Raw genomic sequence first — 26,667 nt, 5'->3', positions numbered from 1 at the left:
CAGCACCCTTTCTTTATCTGTCAATCCCGGCTATCAGCCTCGGGACTTGCCGCCTGAAATATTGATGGTCGTACCGGCGATGTAGCTTGCCCTGTCAGATACCAGATAAGCCACCAGGTCGCCTACCTCGTCCAGCTTGCCATCCCTGCCCAGGGGGATTACCTTGGAATAATCCGTGGACAAATCCTCCGGCTTGCAGCCACGGGTATAGGCAAGTGCCTCGTTGTAGGCATCCGTCCTGAGGCCGGTGGCTTCCATGATGCCTGGGGCACATGCCAGCACCCGCACATTGTACTTGCCCAGCTCCTTGGCCCAGGAACGGGTGAAGCTGTCTACCGCACCCTTGGTGGCAGAGTATGCCGACTGCCCCTGGGAGCCTTCCTTGCCGGACTCGGAGGACATATTGACAATCACGCCCTTGCCCTGCTTCAGCATCTGCCTGGCACATGCCTGGGCACAGAGGAATACCCCCTTTACGTTGACCGAAAACATCTTGTTGAAGCTGTCATCGTTCAGCTCGTATTCCGGCCTGTCTCCCTGCACATCCACCAGAAGCCTCGGCATGTTGATGCCAGCATTGTTCACCAATGCGTCAATACGTCCGTACTTCTGCACCACGGTATCAGCCATTGCCCTGACGCTGGCGCTGTCAGTTACGTTGCACTGCACGCAATAAGCGCCATCCAGCATCTCACCTGTGGTTACATTCATGTCTACAATGACTGCCTTTGCCCCGGCAGCTACCAGCGTGGTTACCACATGCCTGCCAATGCCGGAGGCACCCCCCGTTACGATTACGACCTTGTCTGTAAGTCCCAGCCAGTTCTCATTCATCACAAATTCCCCTTTCCTTTTGCCCTGTGATTCTGCACTTGCTTCTGTGCTCATTGTACTTTCTGTACTTTTGATACTTGCTTTTCCTTAGATACCATTCCGTATCTGTTGTACTTATTGTAGGAGAAATTTATGATATTTTTAATACATTCTTTTTCCATCTGCTGGAAAAACATTAGTACATCATTTTTCCAGCAGGCGGAAATTTGCTGCAGGATGTACATGCCGGGAAAAGGCATCAGTTTATACAGCGGTTGGCAGTTGCAGGTTTCGTCAGCCTCCCGACTCCCCCTTTTCAGGCTTGTTCGTAAAGTTAGATTGATTACCTTGGCATCGTATAGCAGAGTATAGTTGATAACTATGTGCATATCTGTTCAGACACAAAGATGGACAGGTGCGGCATGTACCCAAAGAAAACCTTGAGTGCAGCCTCGCTTATTAGCGAGTGCGAGCGTAAGCAATGCAGGAGCTTAGAAGCGCGAGGCGCAGGGGATGACGAAACCCTATTGACATGAATTAGTTTCGAGGATAAATCCTTGTATGCTAGGCGGAGGAAGAAGGCATGGTGGTTCCATGCCGACCGACGACAACAACGCAGACAAGGATTTAGACCGAAAATAATCATGGAAATAGGGTTTTGTCACCCCTCCGAGCGAGAGCGAGTTTTCTATGGGTACTGCCGCTACCTGTCCCTTTAATAATGTCTGAACAGAGTCCACGAACTATCAAACCATTTCAGTCAGTATGTGCACGAAGTAACAAACCAGCACTACGACAAACTGAAATTTATATTGTAATAGTGAAAAGCTTTTTTGACAGCTCTATCATTTCAGGCTCAGGGCTGCTGTTCAGCCACTGGATGCTGCCCGGCTGCTGGCTGGTTGTCAGCAGCCGGCGGCTGTACAGGCGGCGGCGCAGCTGCCGTGCCGTACCTGCCGCACCGTCAAACACCTTCACCTGGGGGCCCAGAAGCTCCGCAATCACCTTCCTGACAAAAGGATAATGGGTGCACCCCAGCACCACGCCATCCACAGGCCTGTCCGCAAGCTGAACAAAAAATCCCTGCAGAAACTCACGCAGCTGCGGCGAATCCAGCTCCCCCCGCTCCACAAACTCCGGCAGCCCCGGCAAAGGCAGCTTGATAATCTCCGCCTTTCCCTGCCATTCCGTCAAAAGCCTCGCAAACTTCCGCTCACGCAGGGTTGCTTCCGTTGCCAGCACTACCACCCTGCCACCGGGACAGGCAATCACAGCCGGTTTCAGTGCCGGTTCAATCGCCACGATGGGCAGCTCAGGATACTCCGCCCGAAGCCTTGCCCCTGCCGCACTGCTGGCAGTATTGCAGGCAATCACCACAGCCTTTACGCCACGCTTTAAAAGCTTCTGCACCACCTGCTCCGTCAGCTGATAAATTTTCTCCGTGCTGCGGCTGCCATAGGGTGCATTGGCAGAATCGCCATAAAACACAAAATTCTCATGGGGCAGCAGCCCTGCCAGCTCCCTGAGCACGCTGATGCCACCCATACCGCTATCCATGACGCCTATCGGCCCATCACAATCCAGCCTGATTTCCATACACTATCCAACTCCTGCCAACAAGTACAATAACATTTATTTACAACAACGCAGCTTCGCAACAATATTGCTCACGACAAGCACTACAGGCGCCTGATGACAAATATCAGGCCGCACATCAGCCACAAAAGCATGGAAGACGGTATGTTGAACAGCACATCATCCGTCACACCATTGAGGGCAACAGAAACCAGGGCAAGCCCCAGCCCCAGAAGCAGCCCTTCCATGGCCTTGTTAGGCAACACGCGCCGATTGAACAGCGCCACACCCATAGATTTGAAGAAATAGACAAAAAACGCCGCACCGCCCAGAAGACCGATTTCTGCCGGATAATTCAGATAGATGTTGTGAGCATGAACCAAGGTCACGCTGCCATCCACAATATATGTATCATACAGCGGATAAACCATCCAGTAAGCTCCCCAGCCGATGCCAAGCAAAGGATGGTCCATAATCATCTGCACCGTGCTTTCCCACATGGCGATGCGCATCTCAGATGATGTATCCGCCACGGAAAAAGCAGTCTTCATACGCTCCAAAAGCACCGGGTCCAAAAGCAAAATCCCGGCAATCACCACAATCACCGCCAGCAGGATGCGCTTGTCCCTGAGGATGCCGTAGCCAGCCAGGATGACCACGATAGTCAGGAACGCCCCCCGGGCATAAGTCATAGCAAGGCAGGCAAGACATGCCACTATGGCACCGCCCAGCCAGATACGCGTAGTTTTGTCCTCCAGCTTTGCCAAAAGCCCCAAAAGGACGCAGATGACAATATCAAGATATGCTGCCAGAATATTGGGATTTTCCCAGGTGGAAAACACCCTTTTTCTCAGCTCGGGAAAAGCCTCGCCATCAACCCACTTCATCTCGCTGGTATCAATGCCAAAGGTATACTGAAAAAATCCATAGGCCACCACAATAGCAGCTGACAGCCCCAGGGCATAGGCAATATACTTCACTTCGCCCTTGGTAGTCACGTTCTGCGTAACCAGCACAAAGGTCATGCAGTAAACCACCGCCAGATTGTACCAGTTGTAAAAACTGAAGCCCCTGTCCGGGGATACCAACACCGATACCCCGCCGCACAGCATGAACACCAGTATGGCGCCAAAAACCGGGCTTTTGCGGTAATGATAGCCGCTGTCAAATTTCCAGCGGAATAAATACACGGCAAATCCCAGCAGCAGGGCGATTTCAGCCACCACAGGCGACAGTGCCACAAAAAATGCCTCTGCCACAACTGCCATTACAATCAAATCCCTGCAGCCCCGGGAAGAAGCAAATTTTCTCAACCCACTCAATATCTGCACCTCATTTTCCATGATTTTGCAGGCACTGCCCATGCGGCAGCAGCCTGTCCGAATTTACCTTCCCATTTTACCACTAATAGCGGTCAAATACAATTGACCAATCACATAGTATAATGTTATGCTTATGAATAGCTTTTTGTGTAGCATCATATCTGCTCAAAGAGCTATATTATGCCATAATATATTGACACATTACGCAGGCTGCATCAGAGCCTGATTTTTGAGGAGGAACCTTTAGCTATGAGTTTAGACGGCATTTCAATGCACCCCCTTGCCATAGAGCTGGACAGGGCAGTGGCAGGAGGGCGCATTGACAGAATAAATCAGCCCAGCAAGCAGTCCATCGTCATGTCCCTGCGCCTGCCGGGCAAAAATGTATTGCTTCACATCACCATCAATCCCCAGAACCCTGCCATGCACCTGATTGACAAGGCACCGGAAAATCCGCCGGAGCCGCCCATGTTCTGCATGGTGCTGAGAAAGCACCTGGAAACAGGCAGGATTGCCGGTGTACGCCAGTACGGGCTGGACAGGCTGCTGATAATGGATATTGATTTCCTGTCTGCCGGAGGCAAAATTATCACCAAGACTTTGGTGGTGGAGCTGATGGGCAAATACAGCAACATCATCCTTGTGCAGGATGGCATCATCATCGATGCCCTCAGGAAGGTGGGCACCAATTCCAGCCGCGTCAGGACAGTCCTGCCGGGGGATGCCTATGTCCTGCCCCCCCAGCAGGACAAGCTGAACCTGCTGGAAACGCCCATCAGGGAGGCCATAGCTGCCATCAGAACCAAAGGGGACATGAAGCTCTCCAAGGCCATCCTCGACACCTGCCTGGGCTTCGGCCCCGTGACGGCAAAAGAAGCTGCATACGGCGCCGGATTGCCTGCCAGCATGACCATCAGCCAGCTGAATGAGGGGGATTTTGCCTCACTGGAAAACGCACTGCAGGAAATCACGGACAGCTTCCGGGAGCCCTGCGGTGCCGCTTCCATCGTCATCGACAAGAACCACAAGCCCCTTGCCACCGCCTCCTTCCCCCTCCATTATTTAACCAATGAAACAATCCTCACCTTCCCCACCATCAGCGAAATGCTGGGCAGGGCATCCAGCCTCACAGGCAGCTACCAGATACCTGACAAGGACAGGTTCAGGAAGCTGATGAAAAACGAGCTGAACCGGGCAGAAAACAAGGTACAGAAGCTGCGTGATGACATAGCTGCCGCCGACAATGCCGAGGAATACCGCATCAAGGCAGACAATCTCATGACCTACCAGTATCAGTTTCAGGACAGGGTAGATGCAGAAGTAACCGTGCCCAACATCTACAGCGAGACAGGCGAAAGCATCACCATCAGGATGGACCAGCGGCTGTCCGTGGTGGAAAATGTGCAGGCCTACTACAAGAAATACGACAAGCTGAAACGGGGCAAGGAGCTTCTAGAGCAGCAGCTGCAGCACTGCCTGGATGACATACAATACATGTCATCCATTGAGGCATCCCTGGAGTCCTCCACCCGGCTGGCAGAAATCAACGATATCAAGGCGGAACTGATTGCCAGCGGCATCCTCAGGGAAAAGCCGAAAAAGCATGCCGCCGAGAAGCAGTCCCAGCCTTTCAAATTTACTGCCTCTGACGGCACCCAGATATTGGTAGGCAAGAACAACTATCAAAACGACAGGCTCACCTTCAAAACCGCCAATCCCGGGGATATCTGGCTCCATACCCAGAACATTCCCGGCTCCCATGTCATCCTCCGCTGTGACGGTGATGAACCAGCAGAGGACACGCTGCTCCTGGCCAGCTACCTGGCTGTGCATTTCTCCAAGGCCCAGGGCTCCTCAAAGGTTCCTGTGGACTATACCCGGGCACGCTTTGTCAAGAAGCCATCCGGGGCAAAGCCTGGCTTCGTAATCTTCACCAATCAGACAACCCTTTATGTCACGCCGGAAGCAGAGGTCTTGCAGCCTGTGCTTTTGCAGGAAGCATAAATCATTGACAAAGAAAAAGAGTTATGGCATCACTATACCGTGAACCATAACTCCTTTTTTATTGAATTTATTTTTTAAATCAATTCATACATGTTCCTGGTCTGCTCAAGAATGCTGTCGCGGCGCTTCTTGGACTCGGCAAAGTAATCATGCAGTGCCTGCCTGTCATTGTTTTCGATGGCACCTGCCACCTCTCCCAGGATGCCCTGCAAAATCCTGATGTGATTGACGATTGCCTCCCCATTGGTCATGCAGATATCAGCCCACATGTCAGCATTGGAGGAAGCAATGCGGGTAGTGTCCTTGAATCCGCCTCCTGCCAGCTTCAGGCAGGCCTCCTTGTCACCGTGGCTCCTGTTCAGAAGTGTTACCAGCGCAGCAGCCGCCACATGAGGAATATGGCTGATAACCGAAGCACAGCGGTCGTGCTTGGCAATATCCAGCGTAGTCAGGTTTGCTCCTGTCAGGCGCACCAGGTCGCAGATTTTCTCATGCACCTGCTTTGGCACTCCCTCATTCTCCACGATAACGTAGCACTTGTTGACAAACAAATCCTTCTGGGCGGCATCAACACCGCTTTTTTCCCTGCCGGTCATGGGATGCCCCGGCACGTAATAAATATCCGGCGGCAAAATCTCCTTCAGGCCGTTCCAGATGTACTGCTTGGTGCTGCCTGCATCCGTAATAACCGTTCCCGGCTTCATAAAGGGAAGCAGCTTTTCCACCATAGGCACCATCTGCAATACAGGGGTGCTGAGGAAAACAATATCTGCCCCCGTGACCACCTCTGCCGGATTGTCGGAGGCAAAATCCACAGCCCCCAGGGCTACAGCCCTCTCCATAGACTCCCGGGTACGGCACATGCCGGTAATGTAAATCTCATCCCCCAGCTTATCCTTCAGGCACAGTCCCAGGGAACCGCCAATCAGCCCCACGCCGATAATGGCAAGCTTCAGCTTTGACATCAGTCCTCACCTCTTAAAAGGGAAGCAACACGCTTGATATCTGCCATTACTTCCTCAAAATCAGCAGGAGTCAGGGACTGCTCACCATCGGAGAGAGCCACCTCAGGATGCGGATGCACCTCGATAATCAGGCCGTCTGCCCCGGCAGCGATAGCGGCAATGGCCATAGGTCGCACCATGCTGCGGCGTCCCGTGCCGTGGCTAGGGTCCACCACGATAGGCAGGTGGGAAAGCTCCTTGATGGCGGCTACGGCACTCAGGTCAAGGGTATTCCTGGTGTAGGTCTCGTAGGTGCGGATGCCCCGCTCGCAGAAGATTACATCGTCACAGCCCTCGCTCATGATGTACTCAGCCGCATTGAGCCACTCCTTGATGGTGGCGCAGAGGCCGCGCTTCAGCATGACAGGCTTGCCAGCCCTGCCCACTTCCTTCAGCAGCTGGAAGTTCTGCATGTTCCTGGCGCCAATCTGCAGCACATCTGCATAGCTTGCCACAGTCTCGATAGAACGCTGGTCCACAACCTCGGTGACAACCTTAAGGCCGTTAGCATCCGCTGCCTCCCGGAGCATTTTCAGCCCCTGCTCTGCCAGCCCCTGGAAATCGTATGGGGATGTACGAGGCTTGAAGGCACCGCCCCGCAGGAACTGGGCACCAGCCTTGGCCACGGCAGTAGCCGACTCCATCAGCTGCTCCATGCTCTCCACGGCGCAAGGGCCTGCCATGACAATAGGCTTGCTGCCGCCGATTTCCACGCCGCCAACGTTGATGACGGTGTTGTTTCTCTTGAACTCCCGGCTTACCAGCTTGTACTTCTCGGTAATGCGCACGGTCTTCTCCACGCCGCTGAGGTGCTGCATCTCCAGCTGGCCGATAGCTGCCTTGTCACCGATTACGCCTACAATAGTGCGGCTGGTTCCCTGGGAAAGATGTACATCCAGCCCCTGAGACTTCACCTTGCTGATAACATTGTCCAGGTCTGCCTGAGTTGAATTTGGTGCCATTACGATAATCATGATAATTCCCCCTAGTATAACATAAAATTAATTAACTAAAATTAAGTAAAAATTTGAATGATAAATTTAAGCTGAAATGAATAAAATCTAAATCTGAATACAAAAAAACCGCCCCCAAATACAGGGACGGCTGTTGACCGTGGTACCACCCTGCTCGCTTTCGCAAGCACTCTTTTCGGATACTAGCATATCCTAGCCCATGATAACGGAAGCAATCCGGCGAAGCCTACCATCACCATCATAAAAGCAGACAAGGAACGTCTTCCCCTGCCGCACAGTACGGCAACCTGCCTCAAGTGACTTCAGCCCGCAGCTCACGAGTGTATATTCCCAGCTTCTCCTGCTGTGTCGCAGCAACCCACAGCTCTCTGCAAAGTGCCCACTGGATTTCTCTCGCTCATAGCCATTAGCATATAAAACTCTGCACTCAGAATTTGTTTAACAACTTTGTACAACTTACAAGCCCTATTTTAAACACTAAAAGCAGATTTGTCAAGAACAATATTAAAAAATTATTATTTATTACCATTCACCATCAGTAATTACCAGTTATGATGTACCATCCGATATCTGCTTTGTGTACGCTGCCGGTCATGCTATTCCCTGCGTATCAGGGCAATCTCATCACAGTCCGGGAACTTCGGGCAGTCAATGCAGTCCTTCCATATCTTGTGAGGCAAATCATCACGGGAAACCACCGTAAAGCCCAAGCTTTCAAAGAACTTCGGCTTGTAGGTCAGGGTAAAAAAGGTCTTTACCCCCAGCTCCCTGCCTTCCTCAATCAGCATGTTCACAATGCCGCTGCCGATGCCCTGGCGAACCATCTCCGGTGCCACTGCCATAGCGCAGATTTCCGCCATGGAATCCCAGGTAATATGCAGGCCGCCTACCCCCACAACCTCGCCATCTTCGTCCTCTGCCACTACCAGGTCACGCAGATTTTCGTAGATGGTATTGCGGGAGCGTGCCAGCATCTCGCCATTTTTCGCATAGACCGCTATCAGGTGAAAAATCGTTTCTGTATCGCCAAAGCGAGCCTTCCTAAAAATCATTGATGCCCACTCCTAAAACTTCAAAATCTCTTATGCCTTGCCCATGCTTGGGCACACTTCCCCCAATGGGCATTCACCGCACAGAGGCCTGCGTGCCTTGCACACCCTGCGGCCATGCCAGATGAGCCAATGATGAGCCTGGCTCCACAATTCCTTGGGGATAGCCTTCATCAGCCCCTCCTCCACCTCCAGGGGAGTCTCCCCCACAGCCAGCTTCAGCCTGTTGGCCACCCGGAAAACATGGGTATCCACCGCGATGGCAGGCCGGTCAAAGGCAATGCTGGTAACCACGTTGGCAGTCTTCCTGCCCACTCCCGGCAGCTTCAGCAGGGTATCAAAATCCTCCGGCACCTTGCTATCAAACTCCCGCACCAAAATCTCGCAGGTAGCCATGATGTTCTTCGCCTTATTGCGAAACAAGCCGCAGTCCTTGATTTCCTGCTCCAGGGCCGGCAGCCCCATGTCCACAATATCCTGCGGACATGGAGCCTTGGCAAAGAGCCTTTCCGTGGTAATGTTCACCCTTACATCCGTACATTGGGCAGACAAAATCACCGCAACCAGAAGCTCAAAGGGATTGCGGAACTTCAGGGCAGGCTTGGTATCCTTGTACACCTGGCCCAAAATAGCAATTTGTTCAGCCTTTATTTTCTTGGTAACACGCATAGCATCACCGCCACATGAACAGTTAGTTTATTATAACAATAAGTTTATTAGTTGCCTAATTTAGCAATTAAGAGGTCAGGCTAATTAGTTTGTCAGGCTCCTGATCGGTGCCGGAATGCGTCCGCCACGGGCAATAAATGCCTCGGAACTCCAGTTGTTGCGAACCTTGACAATAGGGCAGCGTCCCAAAAGACCGCCAAACTCCACGCTCTCGCCCACCTTCTTGCCTGGAACAGGAATAACGCGGACAGCAGTGGTCTTGTTGTTAATCATGCCGATAGCCGCCTCATCAGCAATGATGCCGGAAATAGTAGCGGCAGTGGTATCGCCCTCTACAGCAATCATATCAAGGCCTACGGAGCATACGCAGGTCATGGCCTCCAGCTTCTCAATGGACAGGGAGCCGCACTCAATGGCCTCAATCATGCCCTGATCCTCGCTGACAGGAATAAACGCACCACTAAGGCCGCCTACATGGGAAGAAGCCATCAGGCCGCCCTTCTTCACAGCATCATTGAGAAGTGCCAATGCCGCAGTTGTACCCGGTGCGCCGCAGCGTTCCAGCCCCATTTCCTCCAATACGTTGGCAACAGAGTCACCAACTGCCGGAGTCGGAGCAAGGGAAAGGTCGATGATGCCGAATGGCACACCAAGACGCCTGGAAGCCTCACGGGCAACCAGCTGGCCTACACGGGTAATCTTGAAGGCAGTCTTCTTGATGGTCTCAGCCACCTCGGTAAAGTCAGCGCCCTTCAAATCCTCCAGGGCATGCTTAACAACGCCAGGGCCGCTGACACCTACGCTGACAACCTTCTCCGCCTCACTGACGCCGTGGAAAGCACCTGCCATGAAAGGATTGTCCCCAGGGGCGTTGGCAAACACTACCAGCTTGGCACAGCCTAGGGCATCCTGGTCACGGGTCAACTCCGCAGTACGCTTGATAATCTCACCCATCTGGCGCACACAGTCCATGTTGATGCCTGCCTTGGTAGAACCCAGGTTGACAGAGGAGCATACCACATCAGTGGTAGCCAGTGCCTGGGGAATGGAGTCCAGCAGGATTTTATCGCCATTGGTAAAGCCCTTTTCCACCAGTGCAGAAAAACCGCCGATGAAGTTTACGCCCACAGCCTTGGCAGCCTTGTCCAAGGTCTCAGCTACCGGCACGTAAGAGTCAGTCTTGCAGGCCTCGGCAGCAATGGCAATAGGGGTTACGGAAATACGCTTGTGAATAATAGGAATACCATACTGAGCCTCGATATCCTCACCGGTCTTTACAAGAAATTCGGCAGATTTGGTAATCTTATCATACACATTGCGGCAGAACTGGTCAATGTTCGGATGAGCACAATCACGCAGGGAAATGCCCATGGTAATGGTGCGCACATCCAGCTTATTCTCCGTAATCATGCGATTTGTTTCTAAAATATTATCTATAGTAATCACAAAAAATCCTCCATATAGTCATATTACGACAACAAATGTATTACTATCCTGCACATTGTGCAGATATCACGCGTAGCGAATGAATATTGTGCATAATATGCTTAAATATTGTGCATAATGTTGAAGATTTCCTGATTCTGTACCTTTATCTCCAAATCCAGCTCCTGCCCCTTTTCCCTGAGCAGCTTCTGCATCTCTGGCAGCTTTACATTGTCCCCTACAGTCTCAGCCATCATAATCATGTTGAAAAAGCCATCCATGATGTTCTGATTTACACTGAGGATGTTGATATTGTTCTCCGCCAGAATGTTGCTGACCATCGCAATAATACCCACTCTATCCTTACCAACAGTAGTAACAACCAATTTCATGCTATTCTCTCCTATCATAACTCAAGTGAACAGGATACAAAATCCCCGATGTTTTTACATTATAGCATAGTAAAGGAAAATTTATAACTACCTAGGGAAAAATATTTGGGAAATTTAGCTATTTCTCCGTAAAATATCCCTCCATAATCATCATAGGTCAATTCTTAGATTTGATTCAATACTTTCTGCACACTTTCTGAATCAAACATTAAATCATATGAAAACAGATCTGCTTTGAATATAATATTATCATAAATGCGACAGACAATCACCTAAAGACTATCTGCCGCATCCAATATCACTTCTTATTCAAACTCAATAGTCGCAGGCGGCTTGCTGGTGCAATCATACATTACACGGTTTACGCCCTTAACCTCATTTACAATACGGTTGGTTACCTTGTGCAACACTTCCCATGGGAGCTGGGCACTCTCAGCGGTCATGAAGTCACTGGTCATAACGGCACGCAGGGCAATAGCATAATCATAGGTGCGGAAATCACCCATAACACCTACGGAGCGCATATTGGTAAGGGCAGCGAAATACTGTCCCAGATTCTTGTCCACACCCGCGGCAGCCACTTCCTCCCGGTAGATGGCATCTGCCTCCTGCACGATTTTTACCTTTTCAGCAGTTACCTCGCCGATAATGCGGATGCCCAGGCCAGGGCCAGGGAACGGCTGACGGTTCACCAGATAATCAGGAATGCCCAGCTCGCGGCCGGCCTTCCTCACCTCATCCTTGAACAAAAGGCGCAGCGGCTCCACAATCTCCTTGAAATCCACATAATCAGGCAGACCGCCTACGTTGTGATGGGACTTGATTACCGCAGACTTGCCCAGGCCGCTCTCAATAACATCAGGATAGATTGTGCCCTGTACCAAAAAGTCCACGGCACCAATCTTCTTGGCTTCCTCCTCAAATACCCGGATGAATTCCTCGCCGATAATCTTGCGCTTCTGCTCCGGCTCGGTTACGCCCTTGAGCTTCTCATAGAAACGCTCCTGCACATTGACCCGGATAAAATTCAAATCATATGGGCCATCAGGACCGAATACTGCCTCAACCTGATCCCCCTCATCCTTGCGTAAAAGGCCATGGTCCACGAATACGCAGGTCAGCTGCTTGCCGATGGCCTTGGACATGAGCACAGCCGCCACGGAGGAATCAACGCCGCCGGACAGGGCGCAGAGTGCCTTGCCGTTGCCTATCTTTTCCTTCAGCTGCTGGATGGTAGTCTCCACAAAGGAATCCATGCGCCAGTCACCGGCGCACTGGCAGACATTGTACACAAAGTTGCTGAGCATCTTCGTGCCCTCTACAGTATGCAGCACCTCAGGGTGGAACTGTACGGCATACAGGCCCTCTGCCTCGTTCTCCATAGCCGCTACAGGGCATACAGGAGTATCAGCCGTAATGGTGAAGCCCTCAGGAGCCTTGGAAATATAGTCAGTGTGGCTCATCCAGCAGACGGTATTGGCAGATACGCCCTCAAACAGCTTGGAACCAGCTGCCTTGATGCTGACATCAGTCTTGCCGTACTCGCTGACAGGAGCAGTCTCCACCTTGCCGCCCAAAAGATGCGCCATCAGCTGGGAGCCGTAGCAGATGCCCAGCACAGGCACGCCAAGCTTGAATACCTCTGTGCTGATGGTTGCAGAGTCAGATGTATACACGCTGTTAGGGCCGCCGGTAAAGATGATGCCCTTCAGGTTTTTCATAGCCTTGATTTTCTCAAGGCTGAGAGTATTGGGATGCACCTCGCAATAAACATTGCACTCACGCACACGGCGGGCAATCAGCTGGTTGTACTGGCCACCAAAGTCCAGGACAATAATCATTTCATTTGTCACTATTTATGCTCCTCCTCAATCCACACAAATCACTCACGGGCTGGCTGCCTGCAAAAATCACATAGCGCTTTCATATTCGCCACAAAACAGCACAGGCAAAGCCTGAAACACCAATCCATTATATCATATATCCTCGTCCCATTCCAGCCGCAAATCCTCCACAGCGTTCCTGGCCGTATCGTAGTCAAAGCCCTTCATGTACAGATGCTGCAGCATTTTCTGCTGCTCCGCACCTGCCTTGAACCTGCGCCGCACCACCTTCATGGCCACGGCATACTCCCGCTCATCAGTATCATCCGGAATGCACTCCCTGATCATATCCCGGTCATATCCCTGCTGCTGCAGCTTCGCCACAATCTGCCGCACACTGTAGCTGCTGTCATGGTAGAGAAACTCAAACCGCCTCCGGCAGCCCTCCTCCTCCTGGATAAACCTTTTAGACTGCAGCCACTGAATAGTTTCCTCTATCTCATCCTCTCCGTAGCCCTTCCTGGACAGCTTATCTGACAGCCTGCGTATGCTCTGGTCACTGCGCGCCAAAAACTCTACAGCCTTTGCCTTGCAGGAAGGCTGTCCCTCGCGAGAACCAGATGATTTTGCAGCTGACCGCTCCTTACTCATCGGAAGCCTTGCCCTTCTTGGCCGGAGAAGTCAGCCTCTGGATGACATCCGCATCCTTCAGCATCTCATACAGCTTCGCCTCTATCTCTGCCATCAGCTCAGGCTGGTTTCTGAGAATTTCCTTGACAGTGTCCTTGCCCTGTCCCAGACGGTTGCCGTTGTAGGAATACCAGGAACCGCTCTTGTTGAGGATATCCAGGTCAGCGGCAATGTCAATCACGCTGCTTTCCTTGGAAACACCCTCCCCGTACATAATATCAAACTCAGCTACCTTGAATGGCGGAGCCACCTTGTTCTTCACTACCTTTACCTTGGTGCGGTTGCCCAGGATAGTGGTACCCTGCTTCACCACATCAAACTTCCTTACATCCAGACGCACTGAGGAATAGAACTTCAGGGCACGGCCGCCGGTGGTGGTCTCAGGGTTACCATACATGGTGCCCACCTTCTCGCGAATCTGATTGATGAAGATAGCAGTAGTCTGGGACTTGCTGATGATACCCGTCAGCTTGCGCATGGCCTGGCTCATGAGGCGCGCCAGGAGGCCCACATGGGCATCCCCCATATCGCCCTCAATCTCCGCACGAGGCACCAGAGCCGCTACAGAGTCCACCACGATAATATCGATGGCGCCGCTGCGCACCAGGGCCTCCACAATCTCCAGCGCCTGCTCGCCGGTATCAGGCTGGGAAATCAGCAGGTTGTCAATATCCACCCCCAAATTCTTGGCATAAACAGGGTCCAGCGCATGCTCCGCATCGATAAAGGCTGCCACGCCCCCCTGCCGCTGCGCCTCGGCAATCATGTGCAGGGTTACAGTAGTCTTACCAGAGGACTCAGGGCCGTAAATCTCAATGATACGCCCCCTAGGAATACCCCCTACGCCCAAGGCGATATCAAGGGGCAGGATACCTGTAGAAATAACTTCTACGTTCATATTGGCTGCCGCATCACCCAGGCGCATAATGGCACCCTTGCCATAGTCCTTCTCAATCTGCTTCATGGCATTTTTTAAAGATTCTTCTTTTTCCTGATCCATATTTCAAAACTCCTTAATCACAATGAAATTCTATACCTATTATAACAAACACGGGTTTTTTGCGCAATAGGTAAATAGAATATTTTTAACTTTTTGTTCTGTATATATAAATATAGATATAAATATAAATATATATTTATATTCAATGGCATTTATACCTGGCATTTTGCCCAAAAAAACAGGGCGGCTTACGCCGCCCCGTCAAAACAATACACAGATTGTAAAATCCGAGCTTGATATTTCAAGCAAATTTGCAATTACGCACCATTACATGTAATCGGTAGAAGTCTTCTTCTTCTCCGTCTTCCTGATGCCCAAAGTCCTGGAAATGTACTCGGTCATCACATAGAAGGCAGGGATGATGAAGATAGCGATGCCAGTTGCAAAGAGCATACCGCCAACTACCGCCACACCCATGCCGTTACGGGCAGCCGCACCGGCACCCGTTGCCATAGCCAGCGGCAGACAGCCTATGATGAAAGCAAAGGAGGTCATGAGAATAGGACGCAAGCGCAGTCCTGCCGCCTCAATAGCTGCCTTTAAAGGATTCATACCGGCATCTACACGAATCTTGGCAAACTCTACAATCAGGATGGCGTTCTTGGCTGCCAGACCAATAATCATGATAACACCGATCTGCATGTACACGCTGTTCTGCAGTCCGGCATTCGGCGTACCATCCAGAGCCTGCACTATGGACAGGAAATACTCGGAGAACAACGCGCCAAAGATACCTACCGGTACAGACAGCAGCACTGCAAACGGTACGCTCCAGCTCTCATAGAGGGCGGCAAGGCAGAGGAATACAAACACAAATGCCAGCGCCAGCACCTGACTGGTGGAGCTGCTGGTCTTCTGCTCCTCACGGGCCTGACCGGACCACTCTATACCGAAGCCATCAGGAGCAACCTCCCTGACTATTTCCTCAATGGCAGCCATGGCCTCACCGGAGGAATAACCGTTGCCGGCGTTGCCCTGAATACCAACAGAACGAGCTGCATTAAAGCGGCTGATATTGCTGGCACCAGTAGTTTCACGCGGCTTTAGCAAAGAATCCAGAGGCACCTTGGCACCTGTATTGCTGCGCACATACATAAAGCGCATATTTTCCACATCACTGCGGAAAGTTTCATCTGCCTGCACAACTACCTTGTAGGTACGGCCAAACTCATTGAAGTCATTGACCTGATTACCGCCATAAAATACCTGCATGGCAGTGAACACATCAGAAAGGCTGACCCCCATTGCCTTAACCTTTTCCCTGTCAATATCATACTGATAAATAGGAGAGTTAATAGAATAAGTTGAGCGCACACCCTGCAGCTCAGGACGCTGGTTTGCCGCAGCCAGAATCTTCTTGGTAATCTGATCCAGCTCCTCGTCAGTATGGCCGGACAAATCCTGCAGCTCCATCTGCCAGCCGCCAACAGTACCAAGGCCTGGCAAAGCAGGCATGTTAAAGGCTATAACCCGCGCCTCCGGCGCAACCATGGCACCTACACCAAAGGTTTTCATAACGATGGCATTAATCTGTGTTTCCGCAGTAGTCCTATCAGCCCAAGGCTTCAAGCCAACGAACATGGCACCAGCACTGGATTTGCCGCTGAAGGCCATGATGTCAAAGCCAGGAATACCCATGACACCGTCAATACCCTCTACCTGCAACAAGGCAGGTATCAGCTTGTCGATAACCTTCGTCGTCTGGTTCAGGGAAGCTCCCTCCGGCAGGTTTACTGCTACAGCATAGTAGCCCTGATCCTCATCCGGCACGAAGGTGGACGGCACAATCTTGTACAAGAGCCCTGTCAGGCCGCAGACAATCACCACAAACACCAGGGCAACCTTGATGTGGCCAATAAACCAGCCCACCACGCCCTGATAGCTGAGGCGCATCCTGTTAAAGGCCTCGTTGAATTTATCAAAGAACCGTCCCAGTACGCCCTCATTTTCATTCTTCTCATGAGGCTTCAAGATAGTAGCACAGAGAGCCGGTGTCAGTGTCAGTGCCACAAAAGCCGACAAGGCCATGGAAATAGCGATGGTCAGGGCAAACTGGCGATACAGCACGCCCATCATGCCCCCCAGGAATGCCACCGGCACAAATACTGCCGCCAGCACGAAGGCAATAGCCACAACAGGGCCCTGTACCTCGTCCATGGCCCGCTCAGTAGCGTCCACAGGATTCAGGCCCTTCTCCATGTGCGCCTCAACGTTCTCGATAACAACGATCGCATCATCTACTACCAGGCCGATTGCCAGCACCATGGCAAACAAGGTCAGGGTGTTGATGGAGAACCCCAGGAAAGTAAAGGCAATAAATGTACCTATCAAAGATACAGGCACTGCCAAAAGAGGAATGAGGGTTGCCCGCCAGTTCTGCAGGAAAACAAATACTACCAGCACAACCAGCACCAGTGCCTCGATAAATGTATGCACAACCTCATTGATAGAGGCACCAATAAACTTAGTGCTGTCTACAATCTCCTTGATTTCCAAATCAGGCGGGAAGTCCTCCCTGGCATTCTCCAGGATTTTCTTTACTTCCGCTACAGTAGTCATAGCGTTGGCATCACTGGTGAGCTGGATACCGAAGCCCACTGCATCCATGCCGTTGTAGCTAGGTATGAAGTTATAGTCCTCAGCACCAGTTTCTACCCTGGCAATATCCTTGATGCGCACATACTGTCCGTCAGTGGTAGCCTTCAGGATGATGTTGCCAAACTCCTCGGTACTGGTCAGACGGCCATCAATCTTGCCGGTGGCCTGCTTTTCCTGACTGTCAGCCACAGGCGCGGCACCTACCGTACCTGCCGGAGCCTGCACGTTCTGCTCATTGATGGCTGCCATGATGTCAGCAGCCGTAATATTCATCTCTGCCATCTTGGCAGGGTTCACCCAGATGCGCATGGCATGGTCAGCACCAAACACCATTACGTCACCTACGCCGTCTACGCGCTTGATCTGATCCAGCAGATAAATATCCGCATAGTTCTTCATCCACGGGCGGTCATAGGTCTTGTTCGGGGAATACATTGCCATCATCAGTGCCATATCATTGGATGATTTGCTGGTAGTTACGCCCATAGACTTTACGGATTCAGGCAGGCTGGAGTTGGCAATTGCCACATTGTTCTGCACCTTTACCGCATCCATGTCGCCATCGGTGCCCAGATTGAACACTACGCTCAGGCTGTACCTGCCGCTGTCAGCAGCAGTAGAGGACATGTAGTCCATGCCCTGGGTACCGTTTACCTGCTGCTCAATAACCTGTGCCACCGTATCATTAACAGTTTTCGCATTGGCACCTACATAGGTGGTGCTGACGGAAATCGTCGGCGGCGAAATCTGCGGATACTGGGCAATCGGCAGCTGAAAAGCTGCCAGCACACCGATGATTACAATCAGCAAGGATATTACGATTGCAAATATCGGTCTATGTATAAAAAACTTAGCCAAGTGGACGCCCCCTTATAAATTGCTTGCAGTGAGGGAGAAGCCCATATCCTCCGGCTTTACCTCGGTGATAGCCAGATCCATGCCCTCGGTCAGGGAGGTAAGCCCCTCTACAATAACCTGCTCCTTGCCAGCCAAGCCCTTCTCAACAATGCAGTAGCTGCCAATCTTGGAGCCAAGCTCTACATTCTGGGCCTTTGACTTGCCATCCTCGCCCACAATCATTACGAAGGACTTGCCCAGAAGCTGCTGCACAGCACGCTCCGGCACCAGAATTGCCCCCTTAAGGGTATCGCCGGTGAGCTTGGCACGGGCAAACATACCAGGCACCAGTACTCCGTCAGGATTGTCGAACTGCGCCTTGACAATCAGGGAACCGGAATTATCCTGCATAGCACGATCAACCTCTACAATGCTGCCCTCAGCAGGATACTCGGAGCCGTCACTGAGGGTAATCCTTACGCTCTTGCTAGGCAATGCCTGCCCAGGAACTACAGAGGCTCCCACATACTTCAGGTACTCGCCCTCACTGATGCTGAACTGCACAAAAATCGGATTGCTGGAACCAATCGTCACCAGCGTGGTGTTGCCTGCGGCAGCATAAGTGCCCACAGCCACATCATCAACAGCCAGCTTGCCGCTCATCGGTGCATAGACAACAGTATCATCCAGATTCTGCTGAGCCTGCTGTACCAGGGCTGCCATAGCATCAACATTTGCCTGGTAAGCAGCCACCTGGGCACGCTGGGTAGTAACTACCTGCTCAGAAACAGCCGCTGCTGCCAGAAGCTGCTCATTGCGCTGCAAATCAATCAGGGCATTGTTATAAGTTGCCTGGGCCTGGGCCAGATTGGCCTGAGCCTGCAGCAGGGCAGCCCGATAATTGCGGTCATCAATCTTGTACAGTGCCTGACCGGCAGACACATACTGTCCGCCCTTGATATACTTGTCCGTCACATTACCGGACACCCTGGCCTGCACCTTTACTTCATCCTTGCCCTTGACGGAGCCTGCATACTCAAGAGTCAGAGGCGTATCCTGCACCAGCACGTTCATCGCCTTGACCTGCACGGCCCCCATAGCTCTCTGCCGGCCGCCGCCACCGCCAAAAATTCCCATCAAAAGTGTTCCAGCAATAACCACCACCACGATGGCTATTGCTATAATAGCTTTTTTAGACAAATCTACCTACCTCCTATTATTCCCATATAAACATAAATAAGGTTGAATACGAACAATATATCCCTGTACATGATACATTCACTCCGGGAAAAAGTCAACATATACAGGCACTATTTCAGGCACTGTACAGTATAAGCCCTTATTATGAAAAATACCTAAAAACTCAACTATCACAATCCATCAAAATTTGTATCTAACAAGCCCGATTACATCCAAATCATCAGGCACAAAAACGTGGCCGCTAAAATATTTTTCACACTCTCTCCTATATTCCCTTTTGCGAGTAGAAATAGTCTTATCCTCAGTGTGATAAAGAACGACATGCCCTACTCCCAGCTGCTGCGCCAGCTCCCCTGCCTCCTTGACAGTACTGTGATTTTTTTCATAAGGCTTGAACTCATCCCTGTCATCGTACTTGCAGAATGCCTCAGACATCAGCCAGTCCGCTCCCTCAACGTACTGACGGCACTGAGGATTGTATGGCTCATCCCCCAGGCAGGTCAGCACCAAGCCATCATCCTTGAACACCATCCGATAGCCAAACTGCTTTGCCTTGGTGGAGAAAATATCAAATGCCGTCAGGGTAAGCTCCGGCAGCTCCACCTTTTCCCCATCCCTGACCTCATGGATGAGAATATCCCTGCCTACATTGGCCAAATCCTTCTTTTTCAACATCATGGCGCACATCTTCTCCAGCATATCCTTCACCACATCGTGGCAGTAAATATGCAGCTGCCCCTGATACTTGCCATTATTCATCAGGGAAGCAATCTTCCTGATCATCCAGATTGCCCCCAGGATGTGGTCCGTATGGCCGTGAGTCACAAACATGTGATGGAGCCGCCTGTAATCTGCCCCTGCCAGCTCCATCTGCCTCAAAATGCCGTTGCCGCCACCGGCATCCGTCATAAAAAGCTCCCCATCCGGAAGCTCAATCAAGAAGCAGGTATTAAATACCTTGGTTACCATTGCATTGCCTGTGCCCAGCATAATCAGCTTTTTCACACCATTCATCTCTCATACTCCTTATCTTTCTCATCTTCGCTTATTATTATATGCTTCTTTATTGCGGCAAAAGAGCCCCCTTCTCCATGGGATCTATCTTGCCTGGCAAATCCCATTATAACAAAAAAAGAGGCGTTTATGCCTCTTTTTTCTTGCGATTATTCAAAATCTCTAAAGCTTGGCGTGCTGCCTGCTGTTCAGCAGCCTTTTTACTTGGACCCTTACCTGTTCCTAAAACTTCGTCATTAAGCTTCACAGCAAACTCAAACACCTTGGCATGGTCAGGCCCGGTGGCACTCAGCAGCTCATAGCTGACATGGCTGTCAGCCCGGCGCTGCACCAGCTCCTGCAGCATGGTCTTGTAATCCCTCACCCGGGTACTGCCATCCTCAACCCTGTGCAGATGCTCCTCCAGCTGCCTGAGCACATAGCTCTGAGCCTTCTCCCAGCCCTGGTCCATGTAGATGGCACCAATAACAGACTCAAAGGCATCCTCCAGAATAGAAGACCGCCTCCGTCCTCCTGATGTTTGCTCTCCATGTCCTAACAACAGGTAATCTCCCAAATGCAGCTCCGCGGCCCGGCTGGAAAGACTAGCCTCACATACCACTGCTGCCCTGGCCTTTGTCAGATCACCCTCAGGAAGTCCAGGAAAATGATTAAAGAGATAGGTGCTGATAGCAAGCTCCAGCACCGCATCTCCCAAGAATTCCAAGCGCTCATTATGCTCTACCTTCACACGCGACTCATTAGCGTAGGAGGTATGCGTCAGTGCCTGATGCAGCCAGCCGATGTGGCGGAAGGAAACCCCCAGCCTCCTGGAAAGCTCCTCCAGCCTGCGGCGGCGCTCAGCCGTAACACGATCACTCACACGACCATTCATAATAAAACACTTCAACTCTAATTCATTTCCTCAATACATATAAAACTACGAAATCACCTGCTAAACAATGGTCACCGGCGTAACCGGACAATTGCTTAAGCACTTCAGCCATTATTTAGCATACTTCTTCAGCACCAGGCAGGCATTGTGGCCGCCGAAGCCAAAGTTGTTGGAAATAGCTGCCCGGACAGTCTTCGCCTTTGCCTTGTTCGGCACATAATCAAGGTCAAGCCCCTCCTCAGGGTGCTCATAATTGATAGTAGGCGGCAGCATGTCATTCTCCACAGCCAGGGCAGTGGCAATAGCCTCAACGCCACCGGCAGCTCCCAGCAGATGACCGGTCATGGACTTGATGGAGCTTACGGAAACATTCTTTGCCTCATCGCCCCAGACAGTCTTGATAGCCTCAGTCTCACCCAGGTCATTCAGATGGGTGGAAGTGCCATGAGCATTTACATAATCAACCTCGGCCGGAGTCAGGCCAGCATCCTTCAATGCCAGTGCCATGCACTTTGCCTGCAGCTCGCCATGGGGAGCCGGGCTGGTAATATGATAAGCATCGGAATTGGTGCCATAGCCCACAACCTCGGCGTAGATATGGGCACCGCGCTTCTCAGCATGCTCCAATGTCTCCAGAACAACAATACCGGCACCCTCGCCCATAACAAAACCGCTGCGGGTTGCATCAAACGGACGGGAAGCCTTCTGTGGATTGTCATTGCTGTCGCTGCACAGAGCCTTCATAGCACAGAAGCCAGCCACAGCAGCCGGGGAAATGCTGGCCTCAGTACCGCCAGCCAGCATAACATCAGCATCGCCTCTCTGCAGCACGCGGAAAGCATCACCGATGTTATTGGTGCCGGTAGCACAGGCAGTAACCACGCAGCTGCTCGGTCCCTTCAGGCCGAAGGCAATAGATACATGGCCGGCAGCCATGTTACCGATCATCATCGGAATGAAGAACGGGCTGATACGGGAAGGTCCCTTGTCAAAGAGCTTCTCATACTGGCCGTGCATGGTCTCAATGCCGCCGATGCCGCTGCCTACATAGGTACCGATGCGCTCACGGTCCTCTGCCTCCAGATCCAGCTTGGCATCCTCGATAGCCATCTTTGCCGCAGCTACAGCAAACTGGGCATAACGGTCAATGCGCTTGGACTCCTTCTTGTCCATATAATCAGCCGGCTCAAAATCCTTTACCTCGCCAGCCACCTGCGCCTTGTACTCAGTTGCATCAAAGCGGGTAATTTTATCAATACCATTTTTGCCGGTCATCATAGCATCCCAAAAAGCATCCTTGCCGATACCAACCGGGCTCACTACACCTAAACCGGTAATCACAACACGATTAGACAAAAATAACACCTCACAATTTTTTAAATAGCAGCAACCTCTGCTTCAATCTGCCGGAAGATTTCCTCTACGGTCAAAATCTTATCAATGGTAGGCAGATACTCGCCGGTAAATACCAGGCCGGTCTCTACGTCACCCTGCTGCGCACGGCTCAGTGCGCGGATAATACAGAAATTATGCTTGCATGCCTTCAGGCAGTTATCACACTTGTTTGGCGGTACAGGACCTTCCATGACACGCTCCGCCCACGGATTGCGGACAGCACGCCCCGGCAGCCCTACCGGACTATGGATAACCACTACATCCTCCGGCTTTGCCTTCAAGTAGAATTCCTTCAGTGCAGGGGCGCTGTTGGCCTCTGCGCTGGCGGCAAAACGGGAACCCATCTGGACACCGCTTACCCCCATGTTTATTAAATCAGCAATATCCTGGCCGTGCAGTACGCCACCGGCAGCAATGACAGGAATATCCACAGCAGCCACAATATCAGGGATGATGTCCTTGATGGACTGATCAGTTCCCAGATGGCCCCCTGCTTCCTTGCCCTCTACCACAATGGCAGCAGCACCAAGACGCTGAGAAATTTTCGCTAATTTTACAGATGATACAATCGGAACCACCGGAGTCCCTGATTCCTTGCCCAAGGCAAAGATGTCACGGGAAAAGCCTGCACCTGCAACTACCAGGTCAATACCCTCATCAATAGCAGTGTTCACCATCTGGGCAAACTTCTTTGCCGCAAACATGATATTGATGCCAATAATGCCCTTGGAAAGTGCCCGGGCCATCCTGATTTCATAACGCAGCTCCTCCGGAGACATGCCGGAAGCCGCAATCAGGCCGATACCGCCCTGATTTGCCACAGCTGCTGCCAAAGCACCAGTAGACAAGCGAATAGCCATTCCACCTTGCATAATTGGAACCTTCGCAATTTTAGTACCAATCTTCAGTTCAGGAAGCTTCAAATTTACTCCTCCATTCGTAGGCCCGCCCTACCCCTGTCAGAAAATCCCGCGAAATGCATTCACGGGACTTTCCTAAAGGTAAGACACTAATTATTTGTTCTGGTCAATGTAGGAAACAACGTCCTGAACGGTCTTAATCTTCTCTGCAGCCTCATCAGGAATTTCGATGCCGAACTCCTCCTCAAAGGCCATGATGAGCTCTACGATATCCAGGGAGTCAGCACCCAGGTCATCGATAAAAGTGGACTCGATGGAAACCTCATCCGCCTCAACACCCAACTGATCAACTACGATATCTCTTACTTTCTCAAAGGTAGACATGTATGTTTCACCTCCTCTTACGGTTCTCTATATATCCATGTTACATGACCATACCGCCATCAACATTGATGACCTGGCCGGTAACATAAGACGCACAATCAGAAACAAGGAACAGCACTGCGTTGGCAACATCATCAGGCTGGCCGGCCCTGCCCATAGGAATGCCGGTCATCATAGCCTCCTTGACCTTGTCAGAAAGCACTGCCGTCATATCAGTCTCAATAAAGCCCGGTGCTACCATGTTCACGGTAATGCCACGGCTTGCCAGCTCCTTGGCCATGGACTTGGAAAAGCCCAAGAGGCCTGCCTTGGCAGCTGCATAGTTTGCCTGGCTGATATTGCCTGTCAGGCCAACTACGGAAGTCATATTTACAATGCGCCCGAAGCGCTTCTTCATCATAGGCTTGGTAACAGCCTTGGTGCAGTAATAGGCACTCTTGAGGTTGGTGTTGATAACAGCATCCCAATCCTCCTCCTTCATGCGCATCAGCAGGTTGTCCCTGGTAATGCCGGCGTTATTTACGAGAATATCAACGCCCCCGAAGGTATCCACAACGGTCTTGACCATCTCATCAACAGCTTCACCATTGGAAACGTCAGCCTGGACGACAATAGCCTTGCCGCCTGCTGCCTCAATCATTGACTTTACTTCCTCGGCAGCAGCAGTATTGCCTGCATAGTTAATAGCCACGGCAGCCCCTTCCTGGGCAAGCCTCAGGGCGATAGCCCTGCCGATGCCGCGGGACGCACCTGTAACAAGCGCAGTTTTTCCCTCTAAAAGCATATTAACGAACCTCCTTGAAATAGTCAAGAGATTTTTCTAAAGATTCTACATCCTCTACGTTCAGGCTCTTAATAGACTTGTCAATTCTGCGGTTGAAGCCGCACAGAGTCTTGCCAGGACCTGCCTCCAGCAGTACATCGGCGCCAAACTCCTTCATCTTGGCCACGCAGTCCTCCCACAGAACAGGGCTTGCTGCCTGGGCAACCAGGCTTGCCTTGATATCCTCAGCCTTGGTCAGCACCTGGGCATTGACATTTGCCACCACAGGAATCCTGGCATCAGACAGGGTAACCTTGTCCAGCTCCACAGCCAGCTTCTCGGCAGCCGGCTTCATCAATGTGCTATGGAACGGTGCGCTTACAGGCAGGATAACCGCCTTCTTGGCACCGGCTGCCTTCAGCTCCTCCACAGCCAGCTCCACGCCGCGGGTAGCACCTGCAATAACAATCTGCCCAGGGCAGTTGAAGTTTACTGCCTGCACAGGGCTCTCAGAGGAAACGGACTGGCAGATCTCCACAATCTTTTCACGGTCTACGCCTATAATAGCAGCCATACCGCCCTCGCCTACAGGCACGGCCTCCTGCATATAGGCACCACGCTTATGCACCAGCGCAACAGCATCCTGAAACTTCAGCACACCTGCTGCCACCAGTGCGGAATACTCACCCAGGCTATGGCCGCCGGTAATCTCCGGCTGCACGCCGTTTTCCTTCAAAATCTCATTAGCGATGCAGCTAATGGTCAGGATAGCCGGCTGGGTATTGGCAGTCAGCTTTAAGTCCTCCTCAGGCCCCTCAAAGCACATCTTCATGATGGAATAGCCAAGAGCCTCATCGGCCTCCTTGAACATTTTTTTGGCAACATCGTAGTTATCAAAAAAATCCTTGCCCATGCCCACCTTCTGAGCACCCTGTCCCGGGAATACAAAAGCTAATTTACTCATTTTTACCTCTTTCTTTTAAAACACAATCTCTATGTTCCTGCAACAAAGTCACAGGCAATAAGTCAAAGTATTGCTTAAAATACAGATAGATTATTTCAGAGTATTATGAACTCGCTCACCTACGGCAGCAATCCCGCCTACCAGCTCCTCAATAATAGTAGCCACAGGCTTAATCTCATGGAACATGCCGCAGATCTGGCCGATCATGACGGAACCGTTCTCCACATCGCCCTTGTGGGTTGCCATATTCAGGCGGCCTGCACCGAACTTCTCCAGTTCCTCAACAGAAGCCTGATTTGTCTCCAGCTCTGCATACTCGCGGGTCATCTTGTTGGCGATAACGCGGACAGGATGGCCGGTAGAACGGCCGGTAACCACAGTGGAGCGATCCTTTGCCTTCAAGACGAGATTCTTGTAGTTCGGATGGGCAATACACTCCTCGGAAACCACGAAGCGGGAGCCCATCTGCACGCCGGATGCCCCCAGGGCAAAGGCAGCCAGGATACCACGGGAATCACCGATACCACCGGCAGCGATAACAGGCACATCCACTGCATCCACAACCTGAGGTACCAGTGCCATGGTGGTAATGTCACCAATATGGCCGCCTGACTCAGTACCCTCGGCAATAACGGCATCAACGCCGGAACGCACCAGGCGCTTTGCCAGTGCTACAGAGGCAACCACAGGAATAACCTTGGTGCCAACTTCCTTCAAAGCCGGCAGATACTCGGCCGGGTTGCCGGCGCCGGTAGTAACAACTGCTACCCGCTCGTCAATCACAACCTGCATAACCTCTTTTACGAAAGGAGACATCAGCATGATATTTACGCCAAAAGGCTTGTCGGTCCAGCGCTTTGCCTTCTGGATTTCTGCCCGGAGCAGGTCAGGCGGCATGTGACCGGCACCAATAATGCCCAGGCCACCTGCGTTGGATACGGCAGAAGCCAGCTCCGCCGTGCCAATCCACGCCATACCGCCCTGGAATATTGGATACTTGATATTTAATAATTTACAAATTGGATTTTCCTCAAACAT

At 51.6% G+C, this 26,667-nt stretch carries 23 protein-coding genes; 1 reads left to right on the top strand and 22 read right to left on the bottom strand.

The annotated features are described in order from the left end of the window. Positions 1 to 33: 33 nt before the first annotated feature. The 3 genes from FYJ84_RS00320 to FYJ84_RS00310 all read right to left on the bottom strand — a co-directional run bounded on the left by FYJ84_RS00320 (position 34) and on the right by FYJ84_RS00310 (position 3,710). Complete coding sequence (locus FYJ84_RS00320; RefSeq protein WP_154404996.1) at positions 34 to 834, bottom strand: SDR family oxidoreductase; 801 nt, start codon at positions 832 to 834, stop codon at positions 34 to 36. A 786-nt stretch (positions 835 to 1,620) separates the two neighbouring features. Next, positions 1,621 to 2,409 carry a glutamate racemase gene (gene murI, locus FYJ84_RS00315; protein WP_154404994.1) on the bottom strand — a complete coding sequence of 263 codons (789 nt, stop codon included), beginning with the start codon at positions 2,407 to 2,409 and terminating at the stop codon, positions 1,621 to 1,623. Between the two features lie 83 nt (positions 2,410 to 2,492). After that, positions 2,493 to 3,710: an O-antigen ligase family protein gene (locus FYJ84_RS00310; protein WP_235901284.1), complete on the bottom strand. Its 1,218-nt coding sequence runs from the start codon at positions 3,708 to 3,710 to the stop codon at positions 2,493 to 2,495. Between the two features lie 249 nt (positions 3,711 to 3,959). Here FYJ84_RS00310 and FYJ84_RS00305 point away from each other — a divergent pair, with 249 nt between their 5' ends. After that, entirely contained in the window at positions 3,960 to 5,714 is a 1,755-nt protein-coding gene (locus tag FYJ84_RS00305; protein WP_154404990.1) for an Rqc2 family fibronectin-binding protein, read from the top strand. A 74-nt stretch (positions 5,715 to 5,788) separates the two neighbouring features. On the opposite strand, the gene FYJ84_RS00300 is transcribed toward FYJ84_RS00305, so the two are convergent. From FYJ84_RS00300 to fabK, 19 genes are all read right to left on the bottom strand, one after another. Beyond that, complete coding sequence (locus FYJ84_RS00300) at positions 5,789 to 6,679, bottom strand: prephenate dehydrogenase (RefSeq protein WP_154404988.1); 891 nt, start codon at positions 6,677 to 6,679, stop codon at positions 5,789 to 5,791. Next, positions 6,679 to 7,692, bottom strand: a complete 1,014-nt coding sequence (gene aroF / locus FYJ84_RS00295) for a 3-deoxy-7-phosphoheptulonate synthase (protein ID WP_154404986.1) — start codon at positions 7,690 to 7,692, stop codon at positions 6,679 to 6,681. The genes FYJ84_RS00300 and aroF overlap by 1 nt, the downstream gene beginning before the upstream one ends. Before the next feature lie 596 nt (positions 7,693 to 8,288). Continuing rightward, a complete protein-coding gene (locus FYJ84_RS00290; RefSeq protein WP_154404984.1) occupies positions 8,289 to 8,744 on the bottom strand; it encodes an N-acetyltransferase in 456 nt (151 codons plus the stop codon). A gap of 30 nt (positions 8,745 to 8,774) precedes the next feature. After that, positions 8,775 to 9,410, bottom strand: a complete 636-nt coding sequence (nth, locus tag FYJ84_RS00285) for an endonuclease III (protein WP_154404982.1) — start codon at positions 9,408 to 9,410, stop codon at positions 8,775 to 8,777. A gap of 84 nt (positions 9,411 to 9,494) precedes the next feature. Beyond that, a complete protein-coding gene (locus FYJ84_RS00280) occupies positions 9,495 to 10,856 on the bottom strand; it encodes a PFL family protein (protein ID WP_277007179.1) in 1,362 nt (453 codons plus the stop codon). A gap of 101 nt (positions 10,857 to 10,957) precedes the next feature. Next, entirely contained in the window at positions 10,958 to 11,227 is a 270-nt protein-coding gene (locus FYJ84_RS00275) for an ACT domain-containing protein (RefSeq protein WP_154404980.1), read from the bottom strand. A 305-nt stretch (positions 11,228 to 11,532) separates the two neighbouring features. After that, positions 11,533 to 13,068: a glutamine-hydrolyzing GMP synthase gene (gene guaA, locus FYJ84_RS00270; RefSeq protein ID WP_154405213.1), complete on the bottom strand. Its 1,536-nt coding sequence runs from the start codon at positions 13,066 to 13,068 to the stop codon at positions 11,533 to 11,535. Positions 13,069 to 13,203: 135 nt separating this feature from the next. Further along, positions 13,204 to 13,701, bottom strand: coding sequence for a regulatory protein RecX (locus FYJ84_RS00265; protein WP_154404978.1), 498 nt, complete (start codon positions 13,699 to 13,701; stop codon positions 13,204 to 13,206). Beyond that, on the bottom strand, positions 13,694 to 14,740 hold the full coding sequence (recA, locus tag FYJ84_RS00260) for a recombinase RecA (protein WP_154404976.1): 1,047 nt from the start codon (positions 14,738 to 14,740) through the stop codon (positions 13,694 to 13,696). The genes FYJ84_RS00265 and recA overlap by 8 nt, the downstream gene beginning before the upstream one ends. A 267-nt stretch (positions 14,741 to 15,007) precedes the next feature. Next, positions 15,008 to 18,196, bottom strand: coding sequence for an efflux RND transporter permease subunit (locus FYJ84_RS00255; RefSeq protein ID WP_154404974.1), 3,189 nt, complete (start codon positions 18,194 to 18,196; stop codon positions 15,008 to 15,010). 12 nt (positions 18,197 to 18,208) lie between these two features. Continuing rightward, complete coding sequence (locus FYJ84_RS00250) at positions 18,209 to 19,312, bottom strand: efflux RND transporter periplasmic adaptor subunit (RefSeq protein ID WP_154405211.1); 1,104 nt, start codon at positions 19,310 to 19,312, stop codon at positions 18,209 to 18,211. Between the two features lie 243 nt (positions 19,313 to 19,555). Beyond that, positions 19,556 to 20,389 (bottom strand): MBL fold metallo-hydrolase, encoded by an 834-nt coding sequence (locus FYJ84_RS00245; protein ID WP_154404972.1) that lies wholly within the window; start codon positions 20,387 to 20,389, stop codon positions 19,556 to 19,558. A gap of 127 nt (positions 20,390 to 20,516) precedes the next feature. Further along, entirely contained in the window at positions 20,517 to 21,263 is a 747-nt protein-coding gene (gene rnc / locus FYJ84_RS00240; RefSeq protein ID WP_154404970.1) for a ribonuclease III, read from the bottom strand. Positions 21,264 to 21,374: 111 nt separating this feature from the next. After that, positions 21,375 to 22,619, bottom strand: a complete 1,245-nt coding sequence (fabF, locus tag FYJ84_RS00235; RefSeq protein WP_154404968.1) for a beta-ketoacyl-ACP synthase II — start codon at positions 22,617 to 22,619, stop codon at positions 21,375 to 21,377. Positions 22,620 to 22,639: 20 nt separating this feature from the next. Beyond that, positions 22,640 to 23,581 (bottom strand): NAD(P)H-dependent flavin oxidoreductase, encoded by a 942-nt coding sequence (locus FYJ84_RS00230; protein WP_154404966.1) that lies wholly within the window; start codon positions 23,579 to 23,581, stop codon positions 22,640 to 22,642. A gap of 90 nt (positions 23,582 to 23,671) precedes the next feature. Continuing rightward, positions 23,672 to 23,902 (bottom strand): acyl carrier protein, encoded by a 231-nt coding sequence (locus tag FYJ84_RS00225; protein ID WP_154404964.1) that lies wholly within the window; start codon positions 23,900 to 23,902, stop codon positions 23,672 to 23,674. A 40-nt stretch (positions 23,903 to 23,942) separates the two neighbouring features. Continuing rightward, on the bottom strand, positions 23,943 to 24,686 hold the full coding sequence (gene fabG, locus FYJ84_RS00220; RefSeq protein ID WP_154404962.1) for a 3-oxoacyl-[acyl-carrier-protein] reductase: 744 nt from the start codon (positions 24,684 to 24,686) through the stop codon (positions 23,943 to 23,945). A 1-nt stretch (position 24,687) separates the two neighbouring features. Then, the gene (gene fabD / locus FYJ84_RS00215; protein ID WP_154404960.1) at positions 24,688 to 25,629 is read right to left on the bottom strand and encodes an ACP S-malonyltransferase; all 942 of its coding nucleotides are present in this window, start codon (positions 25,627 to 25,629) and stop codon (positions 24,688 to 24,690) included. 90 nt (positions 25,630 to 25,719) lie between these two features. Beyond that, the gene (gene fabK, locus FYJ84_RS00210; protein ID WP_154404958.1) at positions 25,720 to 26,667 is read right to left on the bottom strand and encodes an enoyl-[acyl-carrier-protein] reductase FabK; all 948 of its coding nucleotides are present in this window, start codon (positions 26,665 to 26,667) and stop codon (positions 25,720 to 25,722) included.

This window comes from Anaerovibrio slackiae, from assembly GCF_009695585.1.
Lineage (GTDB): Bacteria > Bacillota > Negativicutes > Selenomonadales > Selenomonadaceae > Anaerovibrio > Anaerovibrio slackiae.
This window is presented reverse-complemented; position numbering and strand designations above follow the sequence as displayed.

Coding starts and splice junctions, on each gene's coding strand:
- FYJ84_RS00275 (WP_154404980.1), bottom strand. CDS start 11,227: ATGAAATTGGTTGTTACTACTGTTGGTAAGGATAGAGTGGGTATTATT.
- guaA (WP_154405213.1), bottom strand. CDS start 13,068: ATGATTATTGTCCTGGACTTTGGTGGCCAGTACAACCAGCTGATTGCC.
- FYJ84_RS00320 (WP_154404996.1), bottom strand. CDS start 834: ATGAATGAGAACTGGCTGGGACTTACAGACAAGGTCGTAATCGTAACG.
- FYJ84_RS00225 (WP_154404964.1), bottom strand. CDS start 23,902: ATGTCTACCTTTGAGAAAGTAAGAGATATCGTAGTTGATCAGTTGGGT.
- fabK (WP_154404958.1), bottom strand. CDS start 26,667: ATGTTTGAGGAAAATCCAATTTGTAAATTATTAAATATCAAGTATCCA.
- aroF (WP_154404986.1), bottom strand. CDS start 7,692: ATGATTATCGTAATGGCACCAAATTCAACTCAGGCAGACCTGGACAAT.
- fabG (WP_154404962.1), bottom strand. CDS start 24,686: ATGCTTTTAGAGGGAAAAACTGCGCTTGTTACAGGTGCGTCCCGCGGC.
- FYJ84_RS00265 (WP_154404978.1), bottom strand. CDS start 13,701: ATGAGTAAGGAGCGGTCAGCTGCAAAATCATCTGGTTCTCGCGAGGGA.
- murI (WP_154404994.1), bottom strand. CDS start 2,409: ATGGAAATCAGGCTGGATTGTGATGGGCCGATAGGCGTCATGGATAGC.
- FYJ84_RS00305 (WP_154404990.1), top strand. CDS start 3,960: ATGAGTTTAGACGGCATTTCAATGCACCCCCTTGCCATAGAGCTGGAC.
- nth (WP_154404982.1), bottom strand. CDS start 9,410: ATGCGTGTTACCAAGAAAATAAAGGCTGAACAAATTGCTATTTTGGGC.
- FYJ84_RS00250 (WP_154405211.1), bottom strand. CDS start 19,312: ATGGGAATTTTTGGCGGTGGCGGCGGCCGGCAGAGAGCTATGGGGGCC.
- rnc (WP_154404970.1), bottom strand. CDS start 21,263: ATGAATGGTCGTGTGAGTGATCGTGTTACGGCTGAGCGCCGCCGCAGG.
- recA (WP_154404976.1), bottom strand. CDS start 14,740: ATGGATCAGGAAAAAGAAGAATCTTTAAAAAATGCCATGAAGCAGATT.
- FYJ84_RS00245 (WP_154404972.1), bottom strand. CDS start 20,389: ATGAATGGTGTGAAAAAGCTGATTATGCTGGGCACAGGCAATGCAATG.
- FYJ84_RS00300 (WP_154404988.1), bottom strand. CDS start 6,679: ATGTCAAAGCTGAAGCTTGCCATTATCGGCGTGGGGCTGATTGGCGGT.
- FYJ84_RS00290 (WP_154404984.1), bottom strand. CDS start 8,744: ATGATTTTTAGGAAGGCTCGCTTTGGCGATACAGAAACGATTTTTCAC.
- fabD (WP_154404960.1), bottom strand. CDS start 25,629: ATGAGTAAATTAGCTTTTGTATTCCCGGGACAGGGTGCTCAGAAGGTG.